Below are 24801 nucleotides of genomic sequence, written 5' to 3' on the forward strand. Positions count from 1 at the left end.
GATGACGATCACACTCGAGACCGGAATGCGGGTCATGTTCACCGGAGACTCGATCACCGACTGCGAGCGAACGGTCGGCGAGAACCCGCTCGGATACGGCTATCCGTTGCGCGTGGCCGGACAATGGGGTCTCCGTCACCCGGACCGTCAGCCCGCATGGCTGAACACGGGCATCGCAGGCAACCGCGTCTCGGACCTGACAGCGCGGTGGCAGGCCGACGTGCTCGACGCCGAACCCGACGTCGTCTCGATCCTGGTGGGGATCAACGATTGCGGCTTCCACTATTCGCTCGGCTTCGAGGAGGTCACCACAGACCAGTACCGGGACGGATACCGGGGCTTGCTGGCACCCCTGGCGGAGCGAGGGGTACGGCTCATCCTCATCGAGCCCTTCCTGCTTCCAGTGAGCGACGAGCAGCGCGCGTGGCGTCCCGATCTGGACGCCAAGATCCAGGTGGTCAGGCAACTCGCCGAAGAGTTCGACGCCCACCTCGTCGCCGCGGACGGCATGTTCGCCGGCCTAGCGGCGACGACAGGCAACGCGACGTGGGCGGCCGACGGTGTGCACCCGAGCCCTGCCGGGCACGCGGCCCTCGCCGAGGCGTGGCTTCGTCAGGTGGATTGAGGGGGAGGTGGTCCCGGGTGCCATGCTGGCTCCTCGCCCGGCCCGCGACAGGAACCGTCCATGCTCGTGGGCGCCTTGCCGACGAGACGGTTAGACCGTACCGTCCTGCTGCCCGGTGATCGCCTGTGCTGCGCGCCGTCGCTGGCTCACGCGCTGCACAATCAGGGTCGCCACCCCGCCGAGTGTGATCGCGGCGAGGTTGATGACCAACTGGATGAGCGCACCGACGGACTGCTCGGTGGCCCCGTAAGCGAAGGCGACGGCGGCGTTCGCGGCGGCCGGAATGGTCGTCACCGAGATCAGCACGCCGACGAGTGCGCCCGACTTCGCGGTCGACAGAGACAGTAAGCCGGCGATGCCGGCGAGGAAACCGACCACCCAGCTGAGCACGTTGGGACGCCAGATGAAATCAGTCAGAGGCCGGGAGCGCAGCAGGTCGGCCGGTGACATCAGGTGAAGCGCGGTGAGCAGCAACGTGAACAGGATGGTGATCGCGATAGCGACGGCGAACCCGACGGCGAGCGCGAGGACGGATTGACCGATCATCCGACGTCGCCACCGCACGAGGCCCACTGAGAGCGCAGCGAGCGGGCCGAAGTCTGGGCCGACGACCATCGCGCCGACGATGAGGATGGGTTCGTCGAAGACCACACCGATCGCACCGATCATGGTGGCGACGGACATGAACGTCAGGAAGGTGGGAGAGAGGCTGGTCTCTTCATGTGTGCGCTGCTCGATCTCTTGCCACACAACTGCGTCTGCGGCGTGCCCGGGGGCGGCTCGGCTTGCGCGCTTCGCCGCATCCGAGATCTCGATGCCGATGTCGTCGACGGAGATCGAGCCCTCGTGCTGCACCCCGAGTTTCTGAAGCTGGTCGAGCAGGATGCTCACCCCTTCCCGGGCGACATCGCAGAGCACCAGGTCGCCGGCAGGTCGGGTAGCGGCATTCGGGATGCGAACGATGTTGGTCGTCGCCACGTTGTCCTGGAGGGTCGTGAGCACCTGGTCGACGAGGTTGGCGGGGGCGACGATTCGCAGATGCTGCACGTGGCCAGTGTCACCGCAATCGAGCCGCGCGTCTGGCGATCGGGGGCGTGTCGGATAACGCGGCCGATCGGGGCAGCCCAGCCCGGCCGATACAACGGCGGGCGCGATCCACCGTGGCTCATGAAAAGGCCTGGGGCTCACGGCGCAGTAGTAGCGCTCCAGGCGTGGAGAGCTGGCGGACCCGACCGGTGTCCGTCAGCCCTCGCACGCGTTCAGCTACTTTCTGGTCCAGAGCTGGTTCGACTGGCCGTTGCAGTACCAGAGGTCGACGGCGGTGCCGTTGCCCGTCCCGGCCCCTGAAGCGTCCAGGCACAGTCCCGGGTCGGCGGCCGTTGTGACGCTGCCATCACTTGTGAAGCTCCACTGCTGGGTTGCTGCGCCCGTGCAGTCGGCCAGGACGACCGCGCTACCCGGTGCCGCGGTCACTCCATCCGTCCCTGCCTGCATGCAGAGGTTGCCGTAGATCTGCAACTGGTTGTCCGCCGTCAGATTCCATGACTGGTTTCCTCCGCCGTTGCAGTCCCAGAGATCCAGTGCCGTCCCGGGTGTGGTGCTGAATCCGGGGACCTCGGCGCAGCGCTGCGAGGCCTGTCCGATCAGGCTCTGGCCGGGCGGAGCCGCGGGGAGGTTGTTCTCTGGCTCCTGCGACCCGTAGCCGTAGCCCCACTTGAGCTGGGCGACCCCGGTTGCGCTGTTATCGGTCAGGGTTCCGTTCGGGGCGAGCGACTCGATCGAGTAGGAATCGCCCGCTCGCAGACCGGGCCAGTAGACGATGCCCATGTGGTGGTCGCGCGCGAAGTCGGTGACGGCGGCGAAGTAGGCGGTGTAGACGTTGCCGTTGTGGGCGCCGTAGTTGAGCCCGATGGTCATCGGGGCGCCGGCCTCGTCGATCAGGGTTCGATCGGTATACGTTCCGATCCGCTTCGCGAGATCCGCTGTCCATTCGGCCTGTGTCGTGTAGGACGCCCAATACCCGTAGAAGTGAAGGGAGAGGAGCGTGCCCTTCAGCTCGGGCGCTTGGCCGACACCGACGACGTTGTCGTTGTATCCGGTGCCGCTGATCACCACGCGGTTGCGGGGAACCTGCGGATGGTCCGCCAGCCACTGGGACGTGATCCCGACCCATTGCTGGAGGCTGTAGCCGTGCGGCTCGTTCATCGGCTCGAAATAGACGTTCGGATACAGGCGGAAGGTGGAGACGACCGTGTTCCACATCGACTTCCACTGGTCGACATTGTCGATGACTCCGTCTTTGCTGGTGTCCGCTTCCCAGTAGCTGATGATGACTTTGTACCCGGAGAGGGTGGCCGCATCGACGGTTGCCCGGTAGGACTTCCACCAGGCGGTGCCGACGGTGGAGGGATTGATCGGCAGGCGGACGGTGTTGCTTCCGAGGTTGCGGGAGAAGCCCTGGAGCACGCGGTGGCTGGTGCTCAGGACCTGCAGATAATCGTCCGTCGTGCTGAGGCCGGTGGGAACGAGAGCGTCGCTGGCGTAGTTGTCTCGCGGATCCGCCCAGTTCACTCCCTTGAAGTCCGCGGTATCAGACGCGTGCGACCAGTTCTGCGGTTGGGCGGAGGCGGGGGCGCCGGCGAGCGATCCCGCGAGCGTGATGGCCGCGGCAGCGGCGACGGCGGCCGCAGTAAGCTTTAGTCTCCGCTTGAATGTTGACGTTAACATCAGAGTGTGCAATGGATCCTCATCGATCTGCTGGAGGGGTGGGCGCGGCTGCAGCGAGAGCCTCGTAAGCCGCGTGCGGTCATGGTGCCACCGATCGCCCGAAGCAGTCAAGAGTCGCTTCCGTGCCACCTAGGCGGTGAATGACTCGATTCCCTGCTGGAGGGCTTTCCGCCTCTTCCGTGCGGCCCGGAGCATGGCGGCGCTGAGGACGAGGCTGAGGACCACGGGAATGACCGACGCCTCGAGACCGAATTCGCCTCCGGTCAGGATGCCGGGGCCATGCGCCACGGTGATCGATAGTCCGGCATCCCGGTGGCCGGAGACGGCGATCCCGAGGAGGCCTTCGAGGATGTTCCAGGTTGCGTGGAGTCCGATGACCAGCCAGAGGTCACGACTCCAGAGGAACGCAGCTCCTGTGAGTACGCCCGCCTCAAGAGCGATCGCGATGCCGCTCCACAGTGTCGCGCCGGGGTTGAGCATGTGCGCTCCACCGAAGAACGCCGCCGTGAGCACAAGAGCAAGGGTCTGGCCGGCAACGCCGCCGCCGGCGAGTCGTTCAATGGCCTGGAATGCCACGCCGCGGAACACGAGTTCTTCAACCACGGCCGCACCGATGTTCACCGCGACCACAACCGCCACCGTTCGCGCCGGATCGATCGGCTGCCAGGTGATGGTGTATCCACCCAGCACGACGATCAGCCCGACCGACGTGCCGATGAATGCGGCGCCGATGCCGGCGCCGAGCAGTGCTCCTCGTGCGGCCCGTCGCGGGACGAGGGTGAGTTCGGGTGTGGAGCGGCCGGCGAGGCGTGTCATCACCAGGCGGTAGATCAGAATGGAGAGCACTCCGCCAAGGAGGGCCCCGAGGATGGTGCCCACCGTGCCAAGCGCTGAGCCGAGGGCCGTGCACACCGCGTCCACTGCGACGATCGCGACGATGCCGACGAGCATCCACGAGAGCGGGTGGGCCAGCGTCCGGCGGAGCCGAGACGGGGCTCCTGTTGTGTCGATGGTGGTGTTCATTGAGATGTCCTCCTCGTACGGGGCCGTGATCCGGCCGCGTTTCGAGCGTAGGAAAGGCTGAACATCCACGGTTCCCCCAAAGGATGATGATCGGGGTGGATCAGTCGTCGACGATTCCCGCCCGGTACGCGAGGACCACTGCTTGCACCCGGTCGCGCAATCCGAGCTTGCTCAGCAGGTGCGATACGTAGGTTTTGACCGTCTCGCGGGTCACGACCAGGTGGTCGGCGATCTCCGCGTTCGACATCCCGGCTGCCAGCAGTCGTAACACCTCGTGCTCCCGCTTCGTCAGCATCGCGAGAGCTTCGACCGGCTCCGCAGGCGGCCGGATCCGCCGCGCGTGCGAGCCGATAAGCGCCCGCGTCACGCTCGGGTCGACCATCGCGTCGCCGCGCGCCACGGTCCTGACTGCGGTGACCAGGTCGTGAGGTGGCGCATCCTTGAGCAGGAAGCCGCTCGCTCCCGCTCGCAGCGCCTCGTATACGTAGCTGTCGAGGTTGAAGGTCGTGACCATGAGAATGCGTGGCGCGCGCGGACCGGCGCCGAGGATCCTCCTGGTGGCGCCGATACCGTCAAGGCCAGGCATTCGGATGTCCATGACGATGACGTCTACGCCGCCGGTTTCGGCGATGGCGACGGCGTCATAGCCGGTGTTCCCGGTGGCGACAATAGAGAACTCCTCGCGCGATTTGAGGACGCGCACGAATGCTTCCACCACGATCTGCTGGTCATCCACTATGGCGACCCGAATCGGGTGGGCTTGCCCTGCGGAGTCACCGGTCATCGTCGGTCTCCTGAGGGGTGATGAAAATCGATCGGCAGTAAGGCGGTGATGCGATACGTGGGTGCTCGCTCGATCCGTACACTGCCGCCGGCTGCCGAGACCCGGCGTTCGATGATGTTCAGACCCCGGCCGCCACCTCCGCTGGGCCGGGGCCGAGGGGAGTGGGATACCGCGGGGAGCGGGTTCTCGATCAGCAGCTCGATCCGCGCGCCGCTCACCGCCGTCAGCTGTATATGCACGGGAGCGCCGGGCGCGTGCTTCATAGCGTTCGTCACCGCTTCCCGGCACACATCGTGCACGACCGCGGTCGTCGCCGGTCCGAACTGAAGGGTGTCGGCGCCATCAAGGGTGATCGGGTAGCCGGTGGACCGTATCCGCGCCACCAGATGTTGAACACTGGCCGGCGGGCGGACACCTCCGTTGTCGTATCCCGGGTCCAGGGCGTCGAGCAGCCCTCGGAGGTCGTCCAGTGCAGCCCTCCCGAGAGTGCCGATCGACTCGAGTGCGACCGTGCGTTCGTCGTGCTCGAGCGGGTCGGTCGCGAATGCGGTTGATTCGGCCTGCACCACCATGGCCGTGACGTGATGCGCGACAACGTCGTGGAGATCTGCGGCGATGACGGAGCGGGCGTCGGCGGCGGCCTGGGCGGCGAGCAGGCGTTCACGCTCTGACTGTCGTGTGCGCTGTTCGCGGATCACCGCGCCGGCGCACCACGGGGCGGCGAGAACGATCCAGAACGTCACCCAATCGACGGGCCGTTCTGGAGAGCCCGCCGCTACGAGCAGCCCGGCGAGCAGCCCGTAGGCGAGGGTGCCGCCGGCGACGGTCCAGCGGCGATGGGCCGATTGATATCGCCCTGATGACCACAGGGCGATGAGGAGACCCAGGCCGGCGAGACCTGTGTCGGCGCCGAGGAGCTGTGCACCGCCCCACGCCACGCCGATGACGGCAAGCGCGACCGCGGGGGCGCGCCGTCGGATCGCGAGCGGAAGCGTCTGCAGAAGGAGCAACACGAACGCGCTGTATGCGGAGGTGCGGGCTGCCAGTTCGCCCAGTTCGAGCGCGGGCACGCCGAGAGGCGCCACGGCCAGGACAGCGAGCCCGACGGCCAGCGCGATGTCCTCGGCAGCCGGTCGAAAGCCGGCTCGCTTGACGCGCTCAGGTCGGAGCGCCCATCCGCGTCCGTCGTCGTCACGTTCCGGCATCAGCGGGCAACACGCTCGTCGTCATCCGATCCCGGGTGGTCGTGGTCAGCGTCTTTACGGGGATGGCGCTGGGGCCGGAGACCGTCGAGGAGGATGTCGAGCAGCCGGTCGGTGCGGACGGCACCGCCGGCTTGTCGGGTGACCGTGAAGATGCCGATGAGGCTGGCGGAGACATCGAGGGCGGTCACATCCGACCGCAGCGCGTTCTCAGCGGCGCCGGAGTCGAGGATGGTGGAGATCGCCGCGAGGATCTCATCGCGGGTCTTCGCGTGGGCCAGATCACCGGATTCGACCATGGCGAGAAGCGTGTCGAGCATGCCGCTCTTGGTGGCGATCCACCCGCCGTAGAGATCCATCCACTGTCGCAGTGCTTCGGCGGGGGGGTTCTGTGCGAGCAGCGCGCGAGCGCCGGTCGTCAGCCGCTCGACCTGGTCGCTGTAGACGGCCTCGACGAGGGATTCCCGGGTCGGGAAGTGACGATACAGAGTCGCGATGCCCACGCCGGCTTCGCGGGAGATGGCGCGCATCGAGGTCTCGGCGCCCTCTGTGGCGAGTACCCGCGTGGCTACGGCGAGCAGCTGCTCGCGATTGCGCGCTGCGTCGGCGCGGGTCGGACGATGATCGGCAGTGGACAAATGGAACACGCTCCGTTTAGAGTGGCAGGCGATACGGAGCATAGTCCGTTTTTGGACAGGAGACAGAGAAACGCATGCAGCAGAGTGGCGGAGTACGCGAAGTCAGCGAGAGCAGAGCGGTTCTGCTCGAATCGTTCGGGGGCCCGGAAAGGCTGGCAGTGCACAACGTCCCAGCGCGGCACCCGGGGCCAGGGCAGATCCGGATCAAAGTGACCGCGGCCGGGCTGAACCCCATGGATTGGTTCATGACTTCTGACGCCGCCACCGCCGCCCGGTTCGGGCTTACCCTGCCGTCTGGCTTCGGCACGGACTACGCCGGATTCGTCGACCAGCTCGGCGACGGAGCGACCGGGTTCCAGCGTGGCGATCGCGTCTACGGTGCGGCGCTCTCGCGGGCCCTGGCGGATTACGTGATCGTGGACACCCATGGTGACATCACCACGGGCGTAGCCCACCACACGCCCGAAGGTGTCGACGACCGTACGGCGGCGACGCTGGCGATCGCCGGCAGCACCGCGGCGGCCGCCCTGGCTGTTCTCGAGCTGGGCCCCGACGACACCGTCTTGATGGGTGGAGCGGGTGGCGGCGTCGGCGTCTTCGCAGTGCAGCTCGCCCGCATCGCGGGTGCGAGCGTGATCGGGACAGGCTCTCCGGCAACCGCCGGATACCTCGCGAGCCTCGGTGCCGAGCCCGTCGCCTACGGGAGTGGTCTCGCCGACCGAATCCGCGCACTCGGTGTCCCGATCACGGCCGCGCTCGACCTGCACGGCACCGACACCGTCCGCGTCGCGCGCGAACTCGGCGTCCCCGATGCGCGAATCTGCACGATCGCAGCGGTCGTGGAAGGCGTGCCGGCCGCGAACGGGGCCAATGCCGGCGCCGAGGCTCTCCAGAACATCGCTCGCCTGGTCGCCGCGGGCCGGCTGCGAGTGCCGATCGCTGCGACGTTCGATCTCGAGCACGTCCGTGCTGCGGTCGAACTCCAGGCGGGCCGGCACGTACGCGGCAAGGTCGTCGTCGACCTCTGATCGTTCAGAGGCCTGGGCGGTGAGGCTGATGGGCGCGCGAAGGTCGGCCCCCGCGGACGCTGGGTGCCGTTGTCCCGGAAGCAAGCCGATCCACGATCTCATTCATCACGAGTTCCACGGCGGCAGGCATGTCGGCCGCTTCCGGGTCGAGCAGCCACTGCACCTGCATCCCGTCCATGACGGCGATCAGTGCGCTGGCGGCGTCGCGCAGCTCTTTCTCTGACGGGCCGTGACCGACGACCTCGCGTAGCACTGCGACGAGCTTTTCGCGAAGCTTGGTCATCCGGCTGCGGAAGTACTCCTGGGCCGGATGGCCCTCAGTCACCGATTCGGCCGAAAGCACCGCGTACGTCTGCACCACTCCTCGCTGATGAGTGTTCTCCTCAACCGTGTCGAGCAAGTGCGGGAGAAAGGCCGGACCGGTCACTTGGGGCCGGCCCTGCACTCCGCCGACCGCCTCTCCGTCGCGGTAGCGCAGCACGGCGACCAGTAGGCCTTCTTTGCTGCCGAAATGGTGGAGCACTCCCGCGTGGGTCATGCCCGCCTGCTGGGCGATCTCGACGAGCGCGCCCTTGTTGTAGCCGTGCGCACCGAAGACCTGCATGGCGGCCTTGAGCACCGCCTCTCGGCGTTCCAGCGTACGTGCCTGCTGCTTCGAAATCGGCTGGTCGACGCCATCGAGGGCAGGGCCTTCGTGCATGGGAGACCTCCTTGTGAGTCCGATGAGCCGGCGACGGCTGTTATGGAAGCGTTACAACCAGGCGCTTACTGACATGTAAGTAACTATGCCAGCATGGGGTCCGGTACTCGATGACGAGCCCTCCGATTGGAGTATAGGTGTGAGCCCAGAGCGAGCAGGCACAGTGCAAGACATCGCCCGTCCAGGACGGTTGTCGCCCCCTCTGTCCGAGCCCATTTCGACGTCGCCGTCAGATTGCGATTCGGGAGTGGTCGCAGTGAATAGCGGTATTCAGGCATGGCGAACGGATGACGGATTCACTGTCAGCTTCGCCTTCGCGGATGCCGAGCTCATCACTGCCGGTATGGAGTACGTGGAACAGCGGCTCATCGGCCAGATGCCTGCCGTTTTCGCACGCATCGAATTGGCGCTGTGGGCGGCGAACGATCGAGCCGACTGAGGGCTCAATGAGCGTAAGCGGCGGCCCTGTCCATGCGCGGGATTCCGGTCGCAACTACAGGTAGGCGACGCCGGTGAGGACTTCGGCGGCACTCCACAGGCGTTGGCCGACAGTCGGGTCTTGCGCCTCCTTCGACGCAGCGACCCGGGTCACGTGACCTGTGCGTTCGCCTCTACCGCCGGGGCCGAAGAAGTCACCGCCGTGCACCCCCGGCGCCGTTGCGGCGTGGAGTTGGTTCAGGGCGCCTTGTTCGGTGGGCTGGGTGGCGATGGCGGAGAACAATCGGCCCAGCAGCTGTGCCGCAGCGCTGCGGTCCTTCCAGGCGCTGTCGATGAAGTTCGATCGGGACAGCCCCGGGTGAGCGATGGTGCTGATGATCGGTGACCCAGCCTTTCGGAGTCGGCGGTCGAGTTCGATGCCGAATGTCGTGGTGGCGAGTTTCGAGGCTCCGTAGGCCCGGTTGGCATCGAAGTGCTCCTCCGACTGAAGGTCGTCGAAGTCGAGATGGGCTCTCTTGTGCGTGATGGAGCTGAGGGAGACGACACGTGGACCGGCGCCTCGAGTGATCGTGTCGAGCAGCAGCCCGGTCAGCGCGAAATGGCCTAGCATGTTGGTCCCCAGGTGGAACTCGAACCCGTCGACCGTGCTCCGGCGACCGGCGAGATTCTCCGCGCCGGCATTGTTCACCAGAAGGTCGATGCTGTCGTACTCGGCGGCGATTTCCGCGGCGAACGCTCGCACCGAGGCCAGCGAAGCGACGTCGAGGGTCCGGACCTCGAGCTTCGCCCCCGGCACCGCAGCACGGATGCCGTCGGCAGCGGTCTCGCCGGATGCCGGCCTCCGGACAGCGAGAACCACCTGCGCTCCATGCCGGGCGAGTTCGGTGGCGGTGACGAGGCCGAGGCCGGAGTTGGCGCCGGTCACGATGGCGGTGCGTCCGGTCTGGTCGGGGATGTCCGATGCGGTCCAGTGAGTCATGTTTCCTGACGCTACGAACGATCCGTCGGATCTCCGTCGCCCCGGTTCGCCTAGGTCTGCCAGGACGACCCTGCCGGGGCCGTCGTACGTGACAATGATGCAATGCCCACCGAATCGTCGCCCGCCCGCGAACTCGGTCTGTTCCTGCGGTCTCGACGGGAGCAGACGACCCCGGCACAGCTCGGACTCGAGCCGGGCGGACGTCGCCGCGTCGCCGGCCTGCGGCGCGAAGAGGTCGCCGCCCTGGCCGGCCTCAGCACCGACTACTACCAGAGGCTCGAACAAGGCCGGAACGCGCACCCTTCCGACGCGATACTCGACTCCATCGCTGAGGCCCTGGATTTCGACGACGTGGAACGCTCCCACCTGATGCGCCTCGCCCAGGCCGCCCGGAACCCACCCGCAACACCCCGTCGGCGCCCCACTCGCGTTCCCCGGAACGCCCGAGCCCTCCTCGACGCGACAGCGCTGCCCGCGTTCATCATCAGCGAGCACCTCGATGTCCTCGCCTGGAATCCTCTCGCCGCCGAACTTCTGGGCGACCCGGAAGACGTTCCCCCCGCGGAACGGAACGTGCTGCTCACCCTGTTCCGGGACGAGGCGCAACTACGGTTCGCCGACTGCCGCGCCATGGCCATCGAATACATCGGGATGCTCCGGACCGCTATCGCCCGAGATCCTGAGCACCCTCGGGCCATCGCCATCGTCGGCGCCCTGTCTGTTCGCAGCGCCGAATTCCGGAACCTGTGGGCTCGACACGATGTGCGCGACCGCGTCGAAGGAGGGAAGACCATCCGGCACCCCCGGGTCGGCGACATCGATGTCGAGTGGGACGCGTACGGCCTCGCCGGCGGAGCCAGCATGATCGTCATGACTCCGAGCGCCGGTCACGAAGACCGCCTGCAGCTCTTGTCGGTCCTCGCCCCGGCGACCCGATCCGCGGACGTGCTGAACGACACCGCGCCCGTTGCCCCGCGCTCATCGCGACCGGTCAGCTGATCGGCGAGGCGCTCTGCTCCACCGGCCGGATGTCGCTCTCTTCGGTCTCGAGGGTGGCGCGGAGGGGCGCCTCCTTGATGAAGACCGCAAGCACCAGACCGACCAGCACCATGGGGATCAGCATGGCGAACACCGGGGTGAGCGCGTCGTTGTACGCGCCCTCGATGAGGCTCCGCACGCCCTCGGGGAGGGCGTTGATGGCTGCGGGCGTCAGCGAGTTGCGGTCGGCGACGCCGCCGCCGCCCGGCAGCCGCTCGCTCAGAATGCTGGTGAGGCGCGACGTGAACAGCGCACCGACGACAGCGCCACCGAGAGAGGCCCCGATCTCACGGAAGAAGTTGTTGGACGCGGTCGCCGTGCCCACCAGCGAGTCCGGGAACGAGTTCTGCACGATGAGGATGAGGATCTGCATGCAGAGGCCGATTCCCGCGCCGAGGAGGAAGAGGTAGCCGAGCAGCACCCAGAGCGGCGTCGAGACGGTGAGTGTGGAGAGCAGCAGCAGCGCCGTTGCGATCACCACCATGCTGGCGATGGGCATCCATTTGTAGCGTCCGGTGCGGGAGGCGAGCTGGCCGGTCAGCAGCGCGGTGGCCATCAGCCCGACGATCATCGGGATCAGCAGGAGGCCGGAAACCGTCGCGTTCACGCCGGCGACGATCTGCAGGTAGGTGGGCAGGTAGGCGAGGGCGCCGAACATGGCCACGCCGATGAAGAGCCCTGTGATGGTGGCGAGCACGAAGTTGCGGCTGCGGAACAACGACAAGGGGATGATCGGCTCGGCGGCCTTGTGCTCGGCGAGCACGAAGGCGGCGCTGGCGATGACGGCGACGACGATGAGAGTGATGATCATCGAGGATCCCCACTCGTACTGCGTGCCGCCCCACGAAGCGACGAGGATGATCGAGGTGACGGCGACCGCCATGGTGATGGTGCCCCAGATGTCGAACCGGACGCGTGCGCGACGCCTCGGGATCTTCAGGAACAGCACGGCGAGAGCGATCGCGATGAGGCCGAGCGGGATGTTCATCCAGAAGGCCCAGCGCCAGCCGACGCCCTCGGTGAACCAGCCGCCCAGGAGCGGGCCGGCGACGCTGGAGATGCCGAAGACGGCGCCCATGACGCCCATGTACTTCGATCGTTCCCGGACGGGAACGACGTCGGCGATGATCGCCTGCGACAGGATCATCAGTCCGCCGCCGCCGATTCCCTGGGTGGCGCGGCTGATGATCAGCCACGTCATGTCCTGGGCGAGGCCGCCGATCACCGAACCGACCACGAACGCGACGAGCGCGCCGATGAACAGCCCCTTGCGGCCGATCAGGTCGCCGAGCTTCCCGTAGATCGGCATCATGATCGTCGATGCCACCAGATAGGCGGTGGTCACCCAGAGCATGTGGTTGACGCCGTGCAGTTCTCCCACAATCGTGGGCAGCGCCGTCGAGAAGATCGTCTGGTCGAGCGAGGCCAGCAGCATCGCCACGAGAAGGCCCGCGAAGACGAGCAGGATGCGTCGCTGGGCGCCGGGCGCCTGCGGGTTCGCCTCCGAAGAAGCCACAGGAGAAGGAGTCGCAGAAGCGGTCGAATCGGTCACGTCCCCATGCTCGTTCGCGGCGTGCCGGGGCGCGTCTTCCCGGCGCGGCATTCGGCGTACCGCGACCGCGGTATTTCGGTGCTCGTCAGCTGCCGGGGGTGAGGAGGCGTGACTCGTACGCGACGATCACGAGCTGTGCGCGGTCATGCGCGTGCAGCTTCGACATGATGCGGTTCACGTGGGTCTTCGCGGTGTGCGGGGAGATGTAGAGGTCTTCCGCGATCTCCTGGTTGGAGCGCCCCCGTGCCACCAGGAGCAGCACCTCCCGTTCCCGCTCGGTCAGCTGGCTCACCTCCGGGATGGAGCCGGCGGCCGGCCCGGCGCCGGAGGCGAGGAACCGGTCGACGAGGTTACGGGTCGCGACGGGGGAGAGCAGGGCGTCTCCCAGGTGCACCGCGCGGACGGCGCGAGCGATCTCGTCCGGCTCCGCGCCCTTTCCCACGAACCCGCTCGCGCCCGCGCGCAAGGCGGCCACCAGGTATTCGTCCTCGTCGAAGGTGGTGAGGATCAGTACCCGCACCTCGCTCAGGTCCGGGTCTGCGCAGATCTCTGTGGTGGCGGCGATGCCGTCCAGTTCGGGCATGCGGATATCCATGATGACGACGTCCGGGTGCAGGCGCCGGGAGAGCTCGACGGCATCCCGCCCGTCCGTCGCCGTGCCGACGACCTCGATGTCGTCCGCGTCGCCGAGAAGCTCGGACACGGCACGCCGGATCAGAAACTGATCGTCCACCACCAGCACCCGGATCATCGGACCTCCTTCGGCAACGGGATGCGCGCCACAAGCTTCCAGCTTGCCGCCGTCAGACCGGCCTCCACCGTGCCGCGGACCGCGGCCACCCGTTCGCGCAGCCCCACGAGCCCCAGTCCGGAACTGTGCGCGTTCCGTTCCCCGGCCATCGCCATCGGGTTCACCACGGTGATCGTGAGTGCGTCATCCACCTCGACGAGGATATGCGCACGGCCTTCATCGCCGTGCTTGAGCGCATTGGTCAGCGCTTCCTGCACCACCCGGTAGCCGACCCGGCTCACGGCCCCCGCCACCCGCGAAGGGTCGCCGTCGACGCGCAGGTGCACTCGGAGGCCGGAGCGGTCGAACTGGCCGATGAGCTCGTCCAGGCTCTCCAGGCCCGGCTGCGGGGTCGCCCCCACGTCCGCGGCCTCGTCGGACCGGAGGACGGCGAGCAGGTCGCCGATCTCGCCGAGCACACTGCGCGAGGCGGCGCGGATGGTCGCCAACGCCTCCTGGGCTCGTTCCGGACGGGCGTCGAGCGAGGACGACGCGACTCCCGCGTTGAGGCTGATCACGGCGATCTGGTGGGCGACCGCATCGTGGAGGTCGCGAGCGATCCGGAGACGCTCCTCGGTGACCCGGCGTCGCGCTTCCTCCTCGCGGGTGCGCTCGGCGCGCTCAGCGCGTTCGGTGATCGCCGCGATATAGGCACGATGGAAGCGGGCGCCGTCGCCGGCTGCTGCAGCGAACGCCACGATCAGGGCGAACTGCAGCACCCGGGGGTCGAAGACGTTTCCGATGGACACGGGGTAGGTGGCGACGACCACCACCATGACGACGACAGCGACCCCCGCCGCGATGAGGCCGACCGTGCGGGTGCGGCGGGTGGCCACCTGGAACACCGCGACGGCAACGGCGATGCCGATCCCCGGTGACAGGGTTCCGAGGAACGCCACCACCGCGAACAGCACAAGGAGGATGCCGAGCACCGGGAGCGGCCACCATCGGCGCAACGGGAGGATCAGGATGGGCAGCAACGAGAGCACCATCGCCACCGGGCCCGCCGGATGGAACTCGGCACCGGGAACCGGCAGGAAGACCGTCGCGACGATCAGCAGGCTCACGACGACATCCGACAACCACCACGGAGGCCGCGGCAGCGGGCCCGCGGAGAGGTCGCCGGACGAAAGCGGGCGCATCATCTCCCCAGTCTGCCGGTTTCGAGGCTCGAGCGAGTCCCCCTGCGGCGGCATGCGCGGATACCGCGGTCGCAGTATCCGGAGTCCCTGTGCGGGGGACGCGCCGCGGCGGCGCAGCGGTGACGCTGGAACGGTCCCATCATGCGGACACACCCTGACCACCCCGAAGGAGCACCATGAGCACCCCGATCATCTCGGTCACCGACGTGCGCAAGTCGTACGGCCGCGGCCAGAACCGCTTCGATGCACTGAGTGGAGTGAGTTTCGACATCTACGAGGGCGAGTCCGTCGCGATAGTCGGAAAGAGCGGTTCGGGAAAGTCCACCCTCATGCACCTCCTCGCCCTTCTGGATGCACCCACGTCCGGAACCGTCGCGCTCGAAGGTGTCGACACAGGCACCTTGCGGGGGTCCCGGCTCAATCGCACGCGAAACAAAACGTTCGGGTTCGTCTTCCAGCAGTTCTTCCTCACCGGAAACGACACGGTGCTGGAGAACGTCGTCCTGCCGCTGAAGATCGCCGGGGTCCGGCCCGGTGAACGCCGGCGCCGCGCGCATGCCGCACTCGAACAGCTGGAGCTGGATGACAAAGCGCGCAACAAGGCCGCCAATCTGTCGTGCGGTCAGAAGCAGCGGGCCGTCATCGCCCGGGCGCTCGTGAACAATCCGCGCATCCTTTTCGCCGACGAGCCCACGGGAAACCTCGACTCCGCCACAGGCGGGGTCGTAGAGGACATCCTCTTCGGGCTCAACCGGGAGCACGGGATCACGCTCATCGTGGTCACGCATGACGAGGACCTCGCTGCGCGTTGCGACCGGCGCATCCTCATCCGTGACGGCGCCATCGTCGAAGACTCCGCGATCGAGGTGGCCGCATGAAAACCGGCGACCTGATCCGCTCCGCCGTGTCGAACACGTTCCGGTCGCGGACGCGGACCATCCTCACGATCCTGGCGATCTTCGTCGGAGCGTTCACCCTCACCCTGACCAGCGGACTGGGCACGGGCATCAACGCCTACATCGCCTCCACCGTCTCCGGCGTCGGCGCCTCCGACGCGATGACCGTCACCAAGACCAGCACCGACAGCACCGGTCCGCAGGCGGACGCGAAGCCGAAAGAGTACGACCCGGAGGCGGTCGCCAGCGGCATCCCCGGCCAGACCGTGACGGCACTGACTCCGGCCGACATCACGACGATCACGGCCATCCACGGCGTCGTGAAGGCGGAGCCCGTCCGCAGGATCACCCTCGACTACGTGCAGGTCGGCAGCGGCACCAAGTACGTCGCGAGCGTCGGAGAGCTCGTTCCCGGCCAGACCACCGTGCTCGCGGCCGGGAAGAAGCCGGAGAAGTCGTCGCGCGAACTGCAGGTCGCTCTCCCCGATTCCTACGTCGCGCCGTTGGGGTTCTCCCGCGACAGCTCGGCGCTCGGCGCGACCGTCCGTCTCGCGGTCACCGACGCCGGCCGAACGCAGCACGTCATCCAGGCCCGGGTCGTCGGCGTCACCGAGAAGGGTCTCGCCAGCCCCACCGGCGCCAGCGTGCTCACCAACGACGCGCTGAGCGACGCTCTCTTCGCAGCCCAGAGCACCGGGCTGTCCGCGGAGCAGGCCGACCGCTACGCCTCGGCGACCGTCTGGTTCGACCCGAACGCCTCGGACACTCAGATCCACGCGCTCAAGGGCAGGCTCACCTCCTCCGGCTACACCGGCACGACGATCTCCGATCAGCTCGGCACCATCACCACGGTGATCGACGGCATCGTGCTCGTGCTCAACGCCTTCGCGATCATCGCCCTTCTGGCGGCCGCTTTCGGCATCGTCAACACGCTCTACATGTCCGTCCAGGAACGCACGCGGGAGATCGGGCTCATGAAAGCTCTCGGCATGGGCAGCGGGCGCATTTTCGGCCTGTTCAGCCTCGAAGCGGCGTTCCTCGGCTTCCTCGGCAGCGCGATCGGAGCGGTGATCGCGATCGGCGCAGGCACAGCCATCAGTTCGGCACTCTCCAGCAGCCTCCTCTCCGGCCTGCCGGGGCTGTCGCTCATCGCCTTCAACCCGGCATCCATCGCCTCGATCATCCTGCTCGTCGTGGCCATCGCCTTCCTCGCCGGCACCCTCCCCGCGGCGCGTGCGGCCAAGGCGGACCCTGTCGAATCGCTGCGGTACGAGTGACCGGCATTCACGGCCGCTCCGGGGTTCAGCGATCGAGCTGGCCGTCGAGCCAGGTGTGCAGGTCGCCGAGTGCTGCACTGGCCATGGGCGTCGGGTGTCCGGTGAAACCGTGGGGCGATGCAGGATAGACCTTCACGTCGACATCGATGCCGGCTGCGGAGAGCTGCGCGGCCATGGCGAGGTTGTCGCGCAACAGGATGTCCTCCTCGCCCACCATGATCAGCATCGCCGGCAGGTTTGCGAGGTCGGCGTAGATCGGGGAGAAGTCCGGGTGGGTGCGGTCGAGTGCCGCGCCGGCGTAGGCCTCGATGAAGTACTCGTCCGCAATCAGGCGCCCCCAGGGGGTCCGCCCGCTGAGGTCGTACGTCCCGAACTGCAGCACGCCGGCGCTGAAAGCCGCCATGCCGCGATCGCGGAGGCGAATAAGAGTGGTCATGGCGAGGGTGGCACCCGCGGAGAAGCCGCCTAGGGTGAGCTGCTCTGTTCCGAATCGGTCGGCTGCGTTTTCTGCAAGCCACAGAGCTGCCGTCTCGCCGTCGTCGGGTGCCGCGGGCCATGGGCTCTCCGGCGCGAGCCGGTAGTCGACGCTGACGACGACGATACCGAGCGTGTCGGCCAGCTCACGGTTGCGGACATCGCTTCCTGCTGCCGTACCCATGTAGAACCCACCGCCGTGGAAGTCCAGGAAGACACCCCTGGGGGTTGCCGACGTCGGGTAGTGGATCCGCACGGGGACGCTCCGGCCGTCGTGACGGGCAACCTCGAGGACCGGAGGAGGGCTCGAGGGTGCGGGAGATCTCGCCGCGTCGCGGATCGCCTGAAGCTCGTTCCAGCTGTTCGGGCCTCGTCCCGTCCCGCGTTTCTCATAGAACGCACGAGTGGAGTCGATCAGCGGAACTAGGCGAGGGTCGAACGACTGGTAGAGGCCGAGCTTCATCGGCTCACAGGGCCACGCATGCGGCAGCCTCCACACCGAACAGCTGGCCGGGGTACCTCAGGCCGTCGAAGTAGCGATTCGTGTGCGCGACGATCTGCTCGCCACTGATCGCGACGCCCTCCCATTCCGTATCCGTGGTGGTGTGCGCGTCGGAGACCAGGACCACATCGTAGCCACGGACCGCCGCGCTCTGAGCGGTGGTCCGCACGCAGTAGTCGCTCTGCGCGCCGGTCACCACCAATCACGAGCAGGGCGGAGGGCACGATGTCGGTCACCAGGCCATCCTGCCAGCAACACTGTCAGAGAGCGGTGCCGGACGCCAGAGGCGACGTGCCCACCGCGGGCGCGCGGGTGATGTCCTCCTGGACGAGTTCCGCGTTCACGGCGCCGGCGGTCAGCGAACCCAGGCCGAGCGACACCGAGACGTTCGCGCGTGGATCGACGACGTTCCCGACCGCCCACACCCGGGGAAGGGAGGTCCGTCCGTCCCGGTCGGCGTCGATCCATGACCCGGCGGGGCCATCCGCCGCCCTCGCGCCCAGCGACCGCAGGAGGGCGTCATTGGGTCTGAGGGTGGGCCCGGTGAAGACCACGTCCACGGGCACCGTCCGCTGAGCGAGGCGGATGCCCTCCAGCCGGTCGTTCGAGGTGACGAGACTCTCCACGGCACCGCGTTCCACCCGGATCCCGCGACGTGCGAGGGCGTCCGCCTCGGCCGCGTCGGGTTCGCCGACGACGTTGGGAAAGTAGACGACGCGATCCGACCACTGACGAAGCAGCTGCGCCTGCCCGACGCTCTGCGCTGATGTGGCGACGACGCCGATGACGTGGTGACGGTGCTCCCAACCGTCGCAGTACGGGCACACCACGGCCCCCGTGCCCCACTGCTCACGCAGGCCCGGGATCTCAGGCAACTCGTCGGTCAGACCGGTCGCGACGATGAGGTGACGTGCGCGGATCGTACCGGCGTCGGTCGTGACCTCGACACCCTCCTCGTCCGCCCGCGCCGAGACGGCGTCGCCGACGACGACGCGCACACCGTAGGCTGCGATCTCCCTTCGCCCCTTCTCGAGCAGTTCCAGGGGCGGGAGCCCGTCGTGCCCCAGCACTCCGTGCATGTGGAGTGCTGTCCTGTTCCGTGGTCGCGCCTGGTCCACGACGAGAACCTGACGGCGGGCGCGGCCCAGGGAGAGCGCGGCGCTGAGGCCGGCAGGTCCGCCACCCACGATGACCACATCGGTGTCGACGTCGCGATGAGTGCTGTTCATGGGTTCATCGTGGGGGACCCAGATAGAATCGACAACACATTTTGCCAAGCTGTCAACACTCGGGAGGACCTGTCACGGATGAGTTAGCGGGGATCGGTAGTCGATTGCGGGCCATTCGGGAGTCCCGGAAGCTCACGCTTCGGGCCGTCAGTGATGCCACAGGCATCGCTGTCAGCACGCTCTCCCGCGTGGAGTCCGGTGCTCGGCGCCCCCAATTGGAGCATTTGCTGCCGCTCGCCCGGCTCTACCGCCAGCCGCTCGACAACCTCGTCGGCGCTTCCTCGTTGGGTGATCCGAGGATCCATCCGAAGCCGCGCGTCCGGGATGGTGTGGTCACCGTTCCACTGTCCGGCGGCGCGGGATCCTGGGAGGCGTTCAAACAAGTACTGCCACCGACGCCGGGCAAGGACATCGCGCAGTGGGTGCATCCGGGATGGGACTGGATCTACGTGATCTCCGGTCGGATGCGTCTCCTGCTTGCCGACGACGACCTCATCCTCGAGGCCGGCGAGGCCGCCGAGTTCGACACCAATGTCCCGCATGGTTTCGGCAATCCCGGCCCCGGGGTCCTCGAGGTGCTCTGCCTCTTCAATGCGGAGGGTGCGCGCATTCACACCCGGGCATCCGCGTGAGGCCCGGCCGCTCAAGCGTTCTGCTCCAATAGCCCGATCGGCTCGGGTCACCGATGCCGTCTCGCCGCCCGCCTCGTCGAAGTGCCCGAGATCGCGTTCGCGATCTTCCTGGCGTCGATGCCGAGCTGGCGGAGGTTGCCGGTCAGCGGGTTCGAATACCCGAGGAAGAAGAGCCCTGGATGCGCGGGCAGTTGCGCCGCTGCGTTGACCAGCGGACGACCATTGCGGTCGAGAACGCCGAGTTCACCGACCAGCGGCTCGAGGCCGCGCCGGAAGCCGGTAGCGAGCACGACGGCGTCGGGGTGCAGTTCCGTGCCGTCGGCGAGCACCACGGCATCCGGGGTGAACCTCGTGATCGCCGCCACCACGGTGACACGACCGGCCTTGAGGGCGCGCAGCAGGCCGACGTCGAGCGTCGGCGTGACATCGTCGCGGGCCTGCTGGGTGGCGATCCCGCGTGGCGACTTCGGGATGCCGTACGTGCGCAGGTCTCCGACGGCCACTCTTTGCAACGCGCCCGCGAGCGCGTCCTGCACTTTCAGTGGGAATGGGGCCATCGACAGGATGAGAGCCTGGCTGGGGATGCCCACGACCGCGCGGCGCACGATGTTCGGCGGTGTGCGCACCGCAAGCGAGACCGTGGCACCCGCCTCGGCGAGGTCGGCCGCGATCTCGGCTCCGCTGTTTCCAGGCCCGACGACGAGCACATCGCGAGCGCCGAGGGCGTCGAAATTCCGGTAGGCGCTCGAATGCAGGACGGTGCCCGGATAAGCATCGAGCCCGGGCCAGTCTGCGATCTTCGGGCTGTGGTTGTAGCCCGTCGCGATGACGACGGCGTCGGCAGTGATGACACCGCGCTCGTCGCCTCGAGCCCAATAGACCTGCCATTCGCCACCGACACGCTCAACGGCCGAAGCGGCAACCCCCAGCCGGACGTCGAGGTCGTGCACGGCGGCGTACTGGGCGAGGTAGCGCAGCACGTCGTCGCGCGCGACCCAGCGACCGTAGCGGCGCGGGATGCGGAAGCCGGGCAGCCCGGAGAGCCCGCGCGACGTGTGCAGGTGCAGACGGTCGTAGTGGCCGGCCCAGCTCGAACCGACCCGGTCGGCTTTGTCGATGACGACAGCCTCGACTCCTGCGCGCTTCAGCTCGGCCGCCGCGGCGAGACCACCGGGACCGGCCCCGATGACCACTGTCGAAATGCGAGAGGGGAGGGCGTGGTCGCTCACGCGAGTCACCCTAGCTCGGGAGATCGCGGGGAGGCGACCGACGATCGAGCGACGGGCGAGTCTCCGGGCGAGGTGGCGCAGCTGTTCGAGGGGAACCACGACCGCTTACCCAACACTCCGGACCCGCGTACGGTGACCCGGAGCACAGGGATACATGCGGACCGATGAGGAGGACGTCATGGGCATCGACGACAAGCTCGACGCGACCGGAGACAAGGTGAAGGGCAAGATCGACGAGGTTGTCGGCAAGGCGACCGATGACGAGTCTCGGGTGGTGAAGGGCAAGGCGGAGCAGGCGAAGGGCAGCGTGAAGGATACGGTCGCCGACGTGAAAGCGCACGTGGAGGACAGCGCGGACAAGACGCGAGACGACCGAAGCGACGACACGGACGTGCCGTACGAGGGCGCCGATCGCGGCAACCTGGAATAGCGTCACCAAGCGGCGCCCCTGCAGGCCGAGCCTCCCTCACTCCGCCTGAGACCTGCGGACATTGTGGCACCCGAGCTCGACAGAGGCGTTGAACGAAGTTCTCGGCGTGATGGTCGGGTAGTCGTTCACGGCTGGAGGAACTCGACGACTCGGGGCGCGAAGTCTTCGTGGTACTGGAAGATGCCGCCGTGCCCCGAGTTCGGGTAGATGATCAGCTCGGAGCCGTCGATGCGGCGGTGGAGGTCGTGGGAGAGCGTCGAGGGCACCATGCGGTCGTTGTCCCCGTTGGCGATCAGCGTCGGCATGGTGAAGGCCGACAGGTCGGAGGGTGCCGATCGGCCGAAGCGCTGGATCGCACGCAGCTGCGTCTGGAACCCCTTCAAGCGCATGGGGGCATCGCGGCCGGCGGTGCGCTCCCGGAGGCGCTCGATGAACGCCTTGCCCGCGCGCTTGCCCACGGCGTCCCGGTTGAAGAACAGGAACTCCTTGGGGTCGGAGCGTGTCAGCGTCGCACGGAGGGTGTCGTAGTAGGTGACGCCGACCACCTTGTCCATGTCCGTGCCGCCGCGCGGGCCGGTGCCCGTGAGCACGAGCTTCCGCACCAGCCCGGGATGCTTCACTATGAGGTCCTGGGCGATCATCCCGCCCATCGAAAACGAGAAGACGTCGATCGTTGTGTAGCCGAGAGCACTGATGAAGCGGAAGGCGTCGTCGGCGGCCTCCTCGAGGGTGGCCGGCACCGTGCCTGATGAGCCACCGACCCCGACATTGTCGAAGGCGATGACGTGGCGGTTCTGGGCGATGGGATCGACGATGCGAGGGTCCCAGTTGTCGAGGGTGCCGGCCAGGTGCACGAAGAAAACGACGGGTACGCCGCCCTTCGGCCCGAGTTCACGGTAGGCGAAGGAGGTTCCTCCTGTCGTCAGGGTCTGGTTCGGCGCTTTCGCGTAGGAGGTGTTGGCGGGTTGTCGGGCGTTCATGGTCGTGCCTTTCGCGTGGTCGGTTCAGGGGTTCTGGGTTGGATCGTGGAGGCGTCAGCCGATGAGGCTGACGACGATCTTTCCGCGGAGGCCGCCGGCCTCGACGGCGGCGAGCGCGGCGGGGGTCTCGGCGAAGGGGAAGACCCGGCCGATCACCGGATGAAGCGTGCCCGCGTCGACGAGCGCCGCGATGTCGGCGAGCTGCGCGCCATCCGCACGCATGAACAGGAAGGAGTAGTCGACGCCGAGGCGTCGCGCCTGCCGGCGGATGTTCGCGCTGAGGCCGCGCATGGCCACGCGGAGGGCGGCGTTCAGCCCGAGCTGGCGGGCGAAGCCCGGGTCGGGCGGCCCGACGAGGCTGATCGCCTGGCCTCCCGGGCGCAGCACGCGCAGTGACTTCTCGAGGTTCGCGCCGCCGACGGTGTCGATGACCAGGTCGTAGCCCTGCAGCCGGGACTCGAAGTCGTCCGAGCGGTAGTCGATGACGTCGGCGCCCAACTGCCGCAGCCATTCGACGTTCGAGCCGCTCGCGGTCGTGGCGACGGACGCCCCGAGATGCTTGGCGAGCTGGATCGCGATCGAACCGAAGCCGCCCGCTCCGCCGTGGATCAGCACGCGCTGCCCGGCTTTCACGTCGGCGCGTTCCACCAAAGCCTGCCAGGCGGTCAGGGCGACCAGCGGCAGCGATGCCGCCTCGGTCATGGTGAGTGTCGTCGGCTTCAGGGCGACGTCGCTCTCGGCGATCGCGATGCGCTCCGCGAACGTGCCGATGCGGAGGTCGGCTGGCCGGGCGAACACCTCGTCGCCGACCGTGAAGCGGCTGACTTCCGACCCGACGCGTTCGACCACGCCGGCGACGTCGTGGCCCAGGATGAGCGGCAGTTGGTAGGGGAGCGTCGCCTTGAAGTCGCCGCGCGCGAGCATGGCGTCGAGGTGATTCACCCCGGCCGCGTGCACGCGGACGAGCACATCCCGCTCACCCACGGTGGGTTCGGGAACATCCGCCTCTGTGATGTCGCCCTCGTAGCGGTCGATCGTGAATGCCTTCATATGTCTTTCGCGCCTCGTTTCCTGGTTGCAAGAACTGAGTCTACTCATGTTTGAGTACAGTCGCAAATGATCAAACCCATGAATGCGGTACTCTGGAAGTCTGATGACCGCGACACAGCCCTCCCCGCTCGGTCGCCGCGAGCGCAACAAGCAGCAGAAGCTGGAGCGCATCACGGCAGCCGCGGCAGAGCTCTTCGACCGCCACGGAGTCGACGAGGTGACGACGCAGCAGATCGCGGACGCGGCCGATATCGGCACCGGCACCCTTTTCCTTTATGCCAAGAACAAGGCAGAGCTTCTCCTGCTCGTACAGAACACCCACTACGCCGAGGCGGTCGAGGCCGGTGTGTCCGCCGCCGCCACGAAGGCGTCCCCGGTCGATGCGGTCATGGCCATCGTCGAGCCCATCGTGGAATGCAACCGCCGGCAGATCGAGAACGGCAGGACGTACCTGCGGGAGCTCGTGTTCGGTGACCCGGAGGAGCCATACCACCGTGTCGGCCTCGAACTGAGCCAGCGAGTCGACGATGCCTACGTGGAGATCCTGCGCAGCGACGAACGACTTCGGCGAGAAGACGCCGCATTACTCGCCCGAACCATCTCGGCCGCCATGTTCCTCACTCTGGCGTCGCCCCTCCATCTGCACTCCACCGACGCGGAGGTGTGCGCCGACATCCGCGAGCAGGTCCGAGCCATCCTGCGCTGATTGTCGGCCACGCTGACCTGGCTCAGTGGGCCGTCGACCGCTCAGCGAGGCTGATCGCTCGCGATCCGGGCACGCCGAGGGTGAGCAGGCTGGTGATGGTGGCGGCGCGGACGTCCAAGGTGCCGTCTGCACGATGGATGTCGGCGATGGTGAAGACCGCCGAATAGGCGAGCTGGCCGAGGACGAGTGCGGGGAGGTGCTGTCCGAAGGCGCCCTCCTCCTGCCCCCGGCGCACGAGGTCGGCGAGGGTCCGGTCGACGGACGCCAGCAGAGCGTGGATCTCGTCCCCCTGCTCGCCGCGCCGCAGTGCGAGCAGCACCCGGTACCGGTGCGCGAGAGGCCAGACGCGTGCGACGAACTCCGCCCAGGCCGCATCGGCGGGGACGTCCGCGGTGTCGACGTCCTGGACCGCGTCGGTGATCTCCTCGGCGGCGCGCTCGGCGAGGGTGCGGATCAGGTCGCTGCGGGCGGGGAAGTGCCCGTACACCGTCCGACGGACGACGCCCGCCGCTGCTGCGATGTCCGCCATGCCCGCATCGGGGTTCGTTCCCAACAGGTCCCGGCCCACGTCGAGGATCCGGTTCCGTGTGTCGTCCATGGCACGCGCCCGGGTGGAGTCTGGCCTCATGCCTCCATCATTGCACACGGCTGTGCAATGAGGTACGGTGGCGCCACAAGCGTTGCACACGCATGTGCAACGAAACGTCGCACCAGATACCGAACAGGAGTG

General features: G+C 67.6%; 27 protein-coding genes. 9 read left to right on the forward strand and 18 right to left on the reverse strand.

All coding sequences use genetic code 11. The features are described from left to right. Position 1 precedes the first annotated feature (1 nt). Positions 2–625, forward strand: a complete 624-nt coding sequence (locus tag SB754_RS00355) for an SGNH/GDSL hydrolase family protein (protein ID WP_410780364.1) — start codon at positions 2–4, stop codon at positions 623–625. Between the two features lie 90 nt (positions 626–715). On the opposite strand, the gene SB754_RS00360 is transcribed toward SB754_RS00355, so the two are convergent. From SB754_RS00360 to SB754_RS00385, 6 genes are all read right to left on the reverse strand, one after another. Next, entirely contained in the window at positions 716–1672 is a 957-nt protein-coding gene (locus SB754_RS00360) for a DUF389 domain-containing protein (RefSeq protein ID WP_410780365.1), read from the reverse strand. 216 nt (positions 1673–1888) lie between these two features. Beyond that, entirely contained in the window at positions 1889–3352 is a 1464-nt protein-coding gene (locus SB754_RS00365) for a ricin-type beta-trefoil lectin domain protein (protein WP_410780366.1), read from the reverse strand. A 129-nt stretch (positions 3353–3481) separates the two neighbouring features. Next, on the reverse strand, positions 3482–4375 hold the full coding sequence (locus SB754_RS00370) for a CPBP family intramembrane glutamic endopeptidase (RefSeq protein WP_410780367.1): 894 nt from the start codon (positions 4373–4375) through the stop codon (positions 3482–3484). 100 nt (positions 4376–4475) lie between these two features. Further along, positions 4476–5159, reverse strand: a complete 684-nt coding sequence (locus SB754_RS00375) for a response regulator (RefSeq protein WP_410780368.1) — start codon at positions 5157–5159, stop codon at positions 4476–4478. Continuing rightward, a complete protein-coding gene (locus SB754_RS00380) occupies positions 5156–6364 on the reverse strand; it encodes a sensor histidine kinase (RefSeq protein ID WP_410780369.1) in 1209 nt (402 codons plus the stop codon). The genes SB754_RS00375 and SB754_RS00380 overlap by 4 nt, the downstream gene beginning before the upstream one ends. Next, complete coding sequence (locus SB754_RS00385) at positions 6364–6999, reverse strand: TetR/AcrR family transcriptional regulator (protein ID WP_410780370.1); 636 nt, start codon at positions 6997–6999, stop codon at positions 6364–6366. Before SB754_RS00385 ends, SB754_RS00380 begins: the two co-directional genes overlap by 1 nt. A 74-nt stretch (positions 7000–7073) precedes the next feature. Here SB754_RS00385 and SB754_RS00390 point away from each other — a divergent pair, with 74 nt between their 5' ends. Next, on the forward strand, positions 7074–8027 hold the full coding sequence (locus SB754_RS00390; RefSeq protein WP_410780371.1) for an NADP-dependent oxidoreductase: 954 nt from the start codon (positions 7074–7076) through the stop codon (positions 8025–8027). Positions 8028–8031: 4 nt separating this feature from the next. On the opposite strand, the gene SB754_RS00395 is transcribed toward SB754_RS00390, so the two are convergent. Further along, the gene (locus SB754_RS00395) at positions 8032–8727 is read right to left on the reverse strand and encodes a TetR/AcrR family transcriptional regulator (RefSeq protein WP_410780372.1); all 696 of its coding nucleotides are present in this window, start codon (positions 8725–8727) and stop codon (positions 8032–8034) included. A gap of 247 nt (positions 8728–8974) precedes the next feature. Between SB754_RS00395 and SB754_RS00400 the strand changes: the two genes are divergently transcribed. Further along, positions 8975–9166 (forward strand): hypothetical protein, encoded by a 192-nt coding sequence (locus SB754_RS00400; protein WP_410780373.1) that lies wholly within the window; start codon positions 8975–8977, stop codon positions 9164–9166. 54 nt (positions 9167–9220) lie between these two features. Here the strand turns inward: SB754_RS00400 and SB754_RS00405 are convergent, their stop codons facing one another. Further along, positions 9221–10144 (reverse strand): oxidoreductase, encoded by a 924-nt coding sequence (locus SB754_RS00405; protein WP_410780374.1) that lies wholly within the window; start codon positions 10142–10144, stop codon positions 9221–9223. 102 nt (positions 10145–10246) lie between these two features. On the opposite strand from SB754_RS00405, the gene SB754_RS00410 reads away from it, so the two are divergent. Beyond that, on the forward strand, positions 10247–11143 hold the full coding sequence (locus tag SB754_RS00410; protein WP_410780375.1) for a helix-turn-helix transcriptional regulator: 897 nt from the start codon (positions 10247–10249) through the stop codon (positions 11141–11143). Here the strand turns inward: SB754_RS00410 and SB754_RS00415 are convergent. The 3 genes from SB754_RS00415 to SB754_RS00425 form a co-directional block, all read right to left on the reverse strand. Further along, a complete protein-coding gene (locus SB754_RS00415; RefSeq protein WP_410780376.1) occupies positions 11136–12734 on the reverse strand; it encodes an MDR family MFS transporter in 1599 nt (532 codons plus the stop codon). The two genes, SB754_RS00410 and SB754_RS00415, sit on opposite strands and share 8 nt — an antisense overlap. Before the next feature lie 85 nt (positions 12735–12819). Beyond that, the gene (locus SB754_RS00420; RefSeq protein WP_410780377.1) at positions 12820–13485 is read right to left on the reverse strand and encodes a response regulator transcription factor; all 666 of its coding nucleotides are present in this window, start codon (positions 13483–13485) and stop codon (positions 12820–12822) included. Beyond that, positions 13482–14669: a sensor histidine kinase gene (locus SB754_RS00425; protein ID WP_410780378.1), complete on the reverse strand. Its 1188-nt coding sequence runs from the start codon at positions 14667–14669 to the stop codon at positions 13482–13484. Before SB754_RS00425 ends, SB754_RS00420 begins: the two co-directional genes overlap by 4 nt. A 173-nt stretch (positions 14670–14842) precedes the next feature. Here SB754_RS00425 and SB754_RS00430 point away from each other — a divergent pair, with 173 nt between their 5' ends. After that, the gene (locus tag SB754_RS00430; protein WP_410780379.1) at positions 14843–15544 is read left to right on the forward strand and encodes an ABC transporter ATP-binding protein; all 702 of its coding nucleotides are present in this window, start codon (positions 14843–14845) and stop codon (positions 15542–15544) included. Then, positions 15541–16839 carry an ABC transporter permease gene (locus tag SB754_RS00435; protein WP_410780380.1) on the forward strand — a complete coding sequence of 433 codons (1299 nt, stop codon included), beginning with the start codon at positions 15541–15543 and terminating at the stop codon, positions 16837–16839. Before SB754_RS00430 ends, SB754_RS00435 begins: the two co-directional genes overlap by 4 nt. Positions 16840–16864: 25 nt before the next feature. Here the strand turns inward: SB754_RS00435 and SB754_RS00440 are convergent, their stop codons facing one another. From SB754_RS00440 to SB754_RS00450, 3 genes are all read right to left on the reverse strand, one after another. After that, positions 16865–17776: an alpha/beta hydrolase gene (locus SB754_RS00440; RefSeq protein ID WP_410780381.1), complete on the reverse strand. Its 912-nt coding sequence runs from the start codon at positions 17774–17776 to the stop codon at positions 16865–16867. 4 nt (positions 17777–17780) lie between these two features. Further along, positions 17781–18014 (reverse strand): isochorismatase family protein, encoded by a 234-nt coding sequence (locus SB754_RS00445; protein ID WP_410780382.1) that lies wholly within the window; start codon positions 18012–18014, stop codon positions 17781–17783. 61 nt (positions 18015–18075) lie between these two features. Then, entirely contained in the window at positions 18076–19044 is a 969-nt protein-coding gene (locus SB754_RS00450; protein WP_410780383.1) for an NAD(P)/FAD-dependent oxidoreductase, read from the reverse strand. A gap of 104 nt (positions 19045–19148) precedes the next feature. Here SB754_RS00450 and SB754_RS00455 point away from each other — a divergent pair, with 104 nt between their 5' ends. After that, positions 19149–19676 (forward strand): XRE family transcriptional regulator, encoded by a 528-nt coding sequence (locus SB754_RS00455; RefSeq protein ID WP_410780384.1) that lies wholly within the window; start codon positions 19149–19151, stop codon positions 19674–19676. A 47-nt stretch (positions 19677–19723) separates the two neighbouring features. On the opposite strand, the gene SB754_RS00460 is transcribed toward SB754_RS00455, so the two are convergent. Beyond that, positions 19724–20905, reverse strand: coding sequence for a flavin-containing monooxygenase (locus SB754_RS00460; protein ID WP_410780385.1), 1182 nt, complete (start codon positions 20903–20905; stop codon positions 19724–19726). A 178-nt stretch (positions 20906–21083) separates the two neighbouring features. Here SB754_RS00460 and SB754_RS00465 point away from each other — a divergent pair, with 178 nt between their 5' ends. Next, a complete protein-coding gene (locus tag SB754_RS00465; protein ID WP_410780386.1) occupies positions 21084–21335 on the forward strand; it encodes a CsbD family protein in 252 nt (83 codons plus the stop codon). Positions 21336–21460: 125 nt separating this feature from the next. Here the strand turns inward: SB754_RS00465 and SB754_RS00470 are convergent, their stop codons facing one another. Beyond that, on the reverse strand, positions 21461–22315 hold the full coding sequence (locus SB754_RS00470) for an alpha/beta fold hydrolase (RefSeq protein WP_410780387.1): 855 nt from the start codon (positions 22313–22315) through the stop codon (positions 21461–21463). Positions 22316–22369: 54 nt separating this feature from the next. Further along, positions 22370–23365, reverse strand: coding sequence for an NADP-dependent oxidoreductase (locus SB754_RS00475; RefSeq protein WP_410780388.1), 996 nt, complete (start codon positions 23363–23365; stop codon positions 22370–22372). Between the two features lie 103 nt (positions 23366–23468). On the opposite strand from SB754_RS00475, the gene SB754_RS00480 reads away from it, so the two are divergent. Continuing rightward, positions 23469–24071, forward strand: coding sequence for a TetR/AcrR family transcriptional regulator (locus tag SB754_RS00480; protein ID WP_410780389.1), 603 nt, complete (start codon positions 23469–23471; stop codon positions 24069–24071). Positions 24072–24093: 22 nt separating this feature from the next. On the opposite strand, the gene SB754_RS00485 is transcribed toward SB754_RS00480, so the two are convergent. Then, positions 24094–24669, reverse strand: coding sequence for a TetR/AcrR family transcriptional regulator (locus SB754_RS00485; protein WP_410780390.1), 576 nt, complete (start codon positions 24667–24669; stop codon positions 24094–24096). Positions 24670–24801 lie beyond the last annotated feature (132 nt).

Origin of the sequence: Leifsonia sp. SIMBA_070, assembly GCF_046534635.1 — a bacterium.
Lineage (GTDB): Bacteria > Actinomycetota > Actinomycetes > Actinomycetales > Microbacteriaceae > Leifsonia.

Bases quoted from the DNA above. Each gene is read 5' to 3' on its own strand.
- SB754_RS00355 (WP_410780364.1), top strand. From the start codon at position 2: ATGACGATCACACTCGAGACCGGAATGCGGGTCATGTTCACCGGAGAC.
- SB754_RS00485 (WP_410780390.1), bottom strand. From the start codon at position 24,669: ATGGACGACACACGGAACCGGATCCTCGACGTGGGCCGGGACCTGTTG.
- SB754_RS00370 (WP_410780367.1), bottom strand. From the start codon at position 4,375: ATGAACACCACCATCGACACAACAGGAGCCCCGTCTCGGCTCCGCCGG.
- SB754_RS00465 (WP_410780386.1), top strand. From the start codon at position 21,084: ATGGGCATCGACGACAAGCTCGACGCGACCGGAGACAAGGTGAAGGGC.
- SB754_RS00395 (WP_410780372.1), bottom strand. From the start codon at position 8,727: ATGCACGAAGGCCCTGCCCTCGATGGCGTCGACCAGCCGATTTCGAAG.
- SB754_RS00475 (WP_410780388.1), bottom strand. From the start codon at position 23,365: ATGAAGGCATTCACGATCGACCGCTACGAGGGCGACATCACAGAGGCG.
- SB754_RS00380 (WP_410780369.1), bottom strand. From the start codon at position 6,364: ATGCCGGAACGTGACGACGACGGACGCGGATGGGCGCTCCGACCTGAG.
- SB754_RS00440 (WP_410780381.1), bottom strand. From the start codon at position 17,776: ATGAAGCTCGGCCTCTACCAGTCGTTCGACCCTCGCCTAGTTCCGCTG.
- SB754_RS00390 (WP_410780371.1), top strand. From the start codon at position 7,074: ATGCAGCAGAGTGGCGGAGTACGCGAAGTCAGCGAGAGCAGAGCGGTT.
- SB754_RS00375 (WP_410780368.1), bottom strand. From the start codon at position 5,159: ATGACCGGTGACTCCGCAGGGCAAGCCCACCCGATTCGGGTCGCCATA.
- SB754_RS00410 (WP_410780375.1), top strand. From the start codon at position 10,247: ATGCCCACCGAATCGTCGCCCGCCCGCGAACTCGGTCTGTTCCTGCGG.
- SB754_RS00365 (WP_410780366.1), bottom strand. From the start codon at position 3,352: ATGTTAACGTCAACATTCAAGCGGAGACTAAAGCTTACTGCGGCCGCC.
- SB754_RS00450 (WP_410780383.1), bottom strand. From the start codon at position 19,044: ATGAACAGCACTCATCGCGACGTCGACACCGATGTGGTCATCGTGGGT.
- SB754_RS00480 (WP_410780389.1), top strand. From the start codon at position 23,469: ATGACCGCGACACAGCCCTCCCCGCTCGGTCGCCGCGAGCGCAACAAG.
- SB754_RS00430 (WP_410780379.1), top strand. From the start codon at position 14,843: ATGAGCACCCCGATCATCTCGGTCACCGACGTGCGCAAGTCGTACGGC.
- SB754_RS00435 (WP_410780380.1), top strand. From the start codon at position 15,541: ATGAAAACCGGCGACCTGATCCGCTCCGCCGTGTCGAACACGTTCCGG.
- SB754_RS00405 (WP_410780374.1), bottom strand. From the start codon at position 10,144: ATGACTCACTGGACCGCATCGGACATCCCCGACCAGACCGGACGCACC.
- SB754_RS00470 (WP_410780387.1), bottom strand. From the start codon at position 22,315: ATGAACGCCCGACAACCCGCCAACACCTCCTACGCGAAAGCGCCGAAC.
- SB754_RS00420 (WP_410780377.1), bottom strand. From the start codon at position 13,485: ATGATCCGGGTGCTGGTGGTGGACGATCAGTTTCTGATCCGGCGTGCC.
- SB754_RS00425 (WP_410780378.1), bottom strand. From the start codon at position 14,669: ATGATGCGCCCGCTTTCGTCCGGCGACCTCTCCGCGGGCCCGCTGCCG.